This is a genomic window from Acinetobacter sp. MD2(2019) (assembly GCF_035615615.1).
In the GTDB taxonomy this organism is placed as follows: Bacteria; Pseudomonadota; Gammaproteobacteria; order Pseudomonadales; family Moraxellaceae; genus Acinetobacter.
Genome location: NZ_VTDU01000047.1, coordinates 1 through 5,073, shown reverse-complemented (window position 1 = coordinate 5,073; position 5,073 = coordinate 1). Strand labels below are relative to the sequence as shown.

Annotated in this window: 6 protein-coding genes and 1 pseudogene; 3 read left to right on the top strand and 4 right to left on the bottom strand. The window is 33.5% G+C overall.

The annotated features are described in order from the left end of the window. Both I2F62_RS12825 and I2F62_RS13250 read left to right on the top strand, forming a co-directional pair. Positions 1-144, top strand: a 144-nt coding sequence (locus I2F62_RS12825) for an integrase core domain-containing protein (protein ID WP_324625736.1), incomplete at its 5' end; no start/stop codon positions are given. Positions 145-218: 74 nt separating this feature from the next. Next, positions 219-457, top strand: a pseudogene (locus tag I2F62_RS13250) (hypothetical protein); the annotation flags it as partial. An 11-nt stretch (positions 458-468) separates the two neighbouring features. On the opposite strand, the gene I2F62_RS12820 reads toward I2F62_RS13250, so the two are convergent. Next, the gene (locus I2F62_RS12820; RefSeq protein ID WP_324627380.1) at positions 469-819 is read right to left on the bottom strand and encodes a hypothetical protein; all 351 of its coding nucleotides are present in this window, start codon (positions 817-819) and stop codon (positions 469-471) included. A 461-nt stretch (positions 820-1,280) separates the two neighbouring features. Between I2F62_RS12820 and I2F62_RS12815 the strand changes: the two genes are divergently transcribed. Beyond that, positions 1,281-2,561 carry a tyrosine-type recombinase/integrase gene (locus tag I2F62_RS12815; RefSeq protein WP_324627379.1) on the top strand — a complete coding sequence of 427 codons (1,281 nt, stop codon included), beginning with the start codon at positions 1,281-1,283 and terminating at the stop codon, positions 2,559-2,561. Between the two features lie 162 nt (positions 2,562-2,723). Here the strand turns inward: I2F62_RS12815 and I2F62_RS12810 are convergent, their stop codons facing one another. From I2F62_RS12810 to I2F62_RS12800, 3 genes are all read right to left on the bottom strand, one after another. Beyond that, on the bottom strand, positions 2,724-3,470 hold the full coding sequence (locus I2F62_RS12810) for an IS5 family transposase (protein ID WP_324627381.1): 747 nt from the start codon (positions 3,468-3,470) through the stop codon (positions 2,724-2,726). Between the two features lie 493 nt (positions 3,471-3,963). Beyond that, positions 3,964-4,401 carry a hypothetical protein gene (locus tag I2F62_RS12805; RefSeq protein WP_324627378.1) on the bottom strand — a complete coding sequence of 146 codons (438 nt, stop codon included), beginning with the start codon at positions 4,399-4,401 and terminating at the stop codon, positions 3,964-3,966. Further along, positions 4,402-5,073 (bottom strand): hypothetical protein (locus I2F62_RS12800; protein ID WP_324627377.1); only part of this gene is annotated, 672 nt, incomplete at its 5' end.

Genomic DNA, 5,073 nt, shown 5'->3' with positions numbered 1-5,073 from the left:
ACAGTACGTTATGAGTGTTTAAATCAGCAGTTATTTCGAGATATTGAAGACGTTCAGAACTATACAACAGCATGGCAATACTTCTATAATCATGAACGACCACATATGTCAGTTGATGGTAGACCACCTAATTTTAAACAATAATAAAGGCTTAGGATATTCTACTTATAGATTCGATTAATAATGGGGGTATTACCGAATGTCTAAACCAAATAAAAAATACAATAGAATCGTTGAATAGCGTGATCAGCCATTCAATGAAGAAGCGTAAAATTTTATCTTCAGATGATTCGGTGAAGAAAAACATTTTTTTAGCGACATCGAATGCAGCTAAGATATGGACAATGCGAATCTTGTGCAGCAGTGCTGCTCATAACGTTCAGCAAAAAATTTGTTTAAGATTCAATTCAATGACCGTAAAAGGTCATTTATAAAAAATGGAACTTACACAAAATAATTTACAGGCTTCTATTCTAAATCATAAATATTTTTTAATTCTTTCACTGTATCAACTATATAATCCTCTGAGTTAATATTTAAAATTCGAGTAAATAAATTTAGTCTATTTTCCAATTCTTTTGGTCTCTGTGTAGTATCAGAATGTCGTTGTAGTGCTAGTAAAATTTGTAACACTTCATATAACTCATTAGATTTTAAATCATGATCTATAATCTTTATTATATGAGAGGTTTTATCAAAAGCATCTTCTTTTGATAAGATATTGATATTTTTATCAATAAAATTTGATAAATACCACTCATCAAAATCTACTCCTGATTTTAAATGTTGCATAAAATCAGATAATGCATTAATAAACATATATTAATCCTTAAATTTAAAATCTATTTTTTAGCAATTTAGTATTTTTAAAAATCCATTTACACAGCCTTATTTGCACTCTAAATTTATCCTTATTAAAATAAATTATTCTCTTTCGCCTGTATTTGAGTTAAATCATCAGATACCACATCACAGCTCATATATTAATATTATACGCATCGGGGATGATATTTTTGCCATCAATACCACTGGCAATTGCCTCATCACTAATGAGAGATAGCTTTAGGGGAAAATCATAGGCAATAAAAAACCCCTTGTAAATACAAGGGGTTTTTGAATTTGGCGGAAGCGGTGTCCGTATAACAGTAGTCTCACCCCGTCCAATCTAGTATAATAAAAATATATTTATCAATACATTATAAAAATACCAATCCTATTAAGTCTTGTCAAATCCAATCATTTCCAGTATTTTATGTGGGGTATTTTGAGGGGTAATAAATATGCCAAAAAAAGCCAAAGAGCTTTCTGCACTCACGGTAGCAAGAATTAAAGAGACTGGTAGATATTCGGTAGGCGGGGTCGATGGACTCTGTTTAAATATTGAAGGTAACTCCCGTGTTTGGATCTTACGTGTAGTTGTGGGAAAGCGGCTAGATAAAGAAGGAAAGTTAAAAGCTCATCGCCGTGATATTGGACTTGGCCCCTATCCTGAAGTTTCTCTAAGCGAAGCACGCACAAAAGCAACTGAATTAAGGCTACAAATACGAAGTGGCATTGATCCAATTGCACATAAGCACGAACAACTTGAAAAGCTTCATATCCAGCAACTACGGAATAAAACATTCATAGAATGTGCAAAAATCGTAATTGCGAATAAAACCCGTGAACTCAAGAACCCAAAGCACATCGGACAATGGTCATCAACATTAGAATCTTACATTTATCCCACTTTAGGCAACATGAATATTGCCACTATTACTAAAGTTGATATTGCAGAAGTTCTTAAATCTATTTGGATTGAAAAAAATGAAACTGCTAAGCGTATTCGTGGTCGAATCGAAACAATTTTTGATTATGCAAAAGCCATGGGATATTTTATTGGTGATAACCCTGCTGAATGGAAGGGGAACTTAGAGCCAATTTTGGGTAATTTAAAGCAGATTTCACGGCCTCACCCTTCTTTACCTTATGAACAAGTAGCAGAGTTTATTCAGCATTTAAGGCAAAAAAAGGGAATTTCACCTAAAGCTCTAGAATTTGCAATTTTAACAGCCTGTCGATCTGGTGAAATTTTTGGAGCTAAATGGGAGGAAATTGATTTTAGAAATAAAATTTGGATTATTCCTAAAGAACGAATGAAAGCCGATAAGGAACATCGTGTTCCCTTATCCATACAAGCCATTAGTTTACTTGAATCTATTCAAACGCATACCCAGATACAAGATTTCATCTTCCCGGCCCCACGCAATGGACAAATGCTTTCTGATATGTCTTTAACTACATTGATCAAACGAATGCATGAACAGAAACTGAAAGAAAATGACTTAGGCTATATTGATCCTAAACAAAATCGTGTTGTTACTACACATGGCTTCAGATCTACTTTCCGTGATTGGTCAGCAGACAAAACGGATTACCCTCGTGAAGTTTGCGAACATGTACTAGCTCATAAACTACCAGATGAAGTTGAAGCTGCGTATTTACGTGGAGCATATTTAGAGAAACGTAAAAGTTTAATGATTGATTGGGCTGATTTTTGCTATCAAGGTGTCGTCCAATGATGGATTGGACACCATTAATATTATAAATATTAAATTTCATAAGCTTACAGATAAAAAATAAAATTATGGCGTAAAAATGGTGTAAAATCATTAATTACAAAAAAGTTAGTGCCACGTTCAACTATCTTAGGGTGTGTTGACACTTACAGTTTAACGTTTGATCTATAGAGGTAGCCATAGAAATAGACAAGCGAGTGCAACTGAACTTTCATAATTTCGTTTCAACTTGTCATATCGAGTGGCTATCCCTCTAAATTGCTTTAATCGACAAAACATATTTTCAACTAAGTGTCTGATTTTATATAAATACCAATCCATATGATCATTGCCCGATTTAGTGTTGGATTTCTTTGGTATATTTGCTTTGGTATTGGTAGCTCTAATCTGTTCACGTAGGGGGGCTGAATCATACCCTTTGTCTGCACATACGATTTCGGTTTCTGATAGATCTAACTTTGAAATTAAGTCTGGTGCAACTTTTACATCATGCGTTGTTCCGTCTGTAATGATGAAATCAGCAGGATTGCCATGCGCATCAACAACTAAATGTATTTTGGATGAATTACCACCGATGCTTTTAGAAATAGCTTGATTCGCTATACCTGCAGAATGTTGATGAGCACGTACATGAGAACCATCAATGAACACCCATTCCATATCAGTATAAAGAGATAATATTTTAAATAAAATAAGTAACTTGCCACTAACAGACCAACGATTAAAGCGTTTAAAAATAGAGTTTGATAGACCGAAATCTGAAGGAAGGTCACGCCAAGGACAGCCTGTTCTAATTCGATAAAGAATAGCTTCAATAAAATTACGTAAATTTGCGTTGTGGTGAATGGATAAATTACGGAGAATAGGTTTCAACTTTTGCCAGTGTTGATCTGTCAGCATGGTACGAGGCATAGCGAAGAGCCTGTAAACTAATATAAAACTAATCCCTAGATTATATTTACTAAGATAAAAGTTATATTCATCAAGTAACTCACCACCTTCATCATAAATAGGTAGTTTTAAATCATCTCTACTTTGGATAAAATCATGAGATTCAAAAAAATCAATTAAACTTTCACCTTTATTAGATTTACCAAACAAAGTAATCAAGTGATTTAAAAAATTACTTGTCATTCTTTTTAGCCTCTTGATCCATAATGTTTTTCAGAAATCTATCATAATCTGCATTCTTGGTGGCATTGGCAATCACGCCTAAAGTATTTCTGACATTCTTAACCCATATAGATTGGCATCATGATTCTCATCACGTATGGATTAAAAAGAACTATGTAGGATTCACGCATCATTATGTGCATATCAACTGGCCTAAAGAAATATGCTAACAATTCAAATTATGGAATCACTGACCTAAACAAAACTAGGCTAACTTAATTCCCCCTATAAATTAATCTTTAAACCCACCTATAGTTATTAAATTTAATTTCTCATCGTCATCAAATTCAAAATGAAGGTACTTATTTCCCTGTACATACTTAATCCATCTTTGTCCTTTTTTTTCGGCAACACCCAGTATTTTTTCAATATCAGTTCTAGATGAATCATAATTAATCCCAAGAATAAAATCATCTAAAAAAGGATACTTTAAATACTGTTCATTATTTTTAATATATACAAAAATTACTTTAATAGTTTCACTTTCATCAAACTGAAATATAACCCCTCTTTTGAAAAATTCCCAATATGATATTTTCTCTCCATCATAGTTAGTCATTAAAGTTTCAAAATCTATAGCAACTATACTGACTGCATCTAATATTTTTTTATCTGGTATTGATCGCCCAATACAATCTAAAAAAACATTTACATTACCTTGTAAAATCATTTAATCGATACCTCTATCTTTATTTCGATCAATAACATTTTGAATTGCTTCATCAACACTCTTACGATCAAAACCCTTGTTTTCTAAATTCTTTCTTAAAACATCTAGATCACATCTCTGGGCTTCACATAGATTTTCAGCATCTTTTTCTATTTGAGAAGGGGTATTTTTACCAGAATGTGTTCTACCAGCTTTATGTGTATCCTTAGAAACCTCGATTACTGTCGCCTCATTATATAATGTTTTAATTTCAGAAGGGGTTAAATCCCTTCCTAACTCATTTTCTTTAGCTTTTTTCAATGCAGCGAATGATGGAATATGATCATGTTCTAAGCCATCACCTACCTGCGCTCGAGATTTTAATTCTTGATATGATCCAACCTCCAATTCTTTAACAGGTTCTTTTGTACTATTACCACTAATCCCTGCCGTATTAACCTCAACTTCTTTACCATCTATCTTAACAGTCTTTGCACCAGCACCTCTGCCTCTACCAAGCCCAACAAGCTCTGCTAAGAATCCAATCCCATCCTTAGTACGTTGAACTTGTTCACTGACCTGCTCAGTAGAAACGTCGCCCTTTTGTTGTAACTTTTCCGTTGTCAGTTGTGATACCGTTTCTCGATCACTTTCTCTTACAATAGCTGTTACCTGATTCTTGAGAGTATCTAC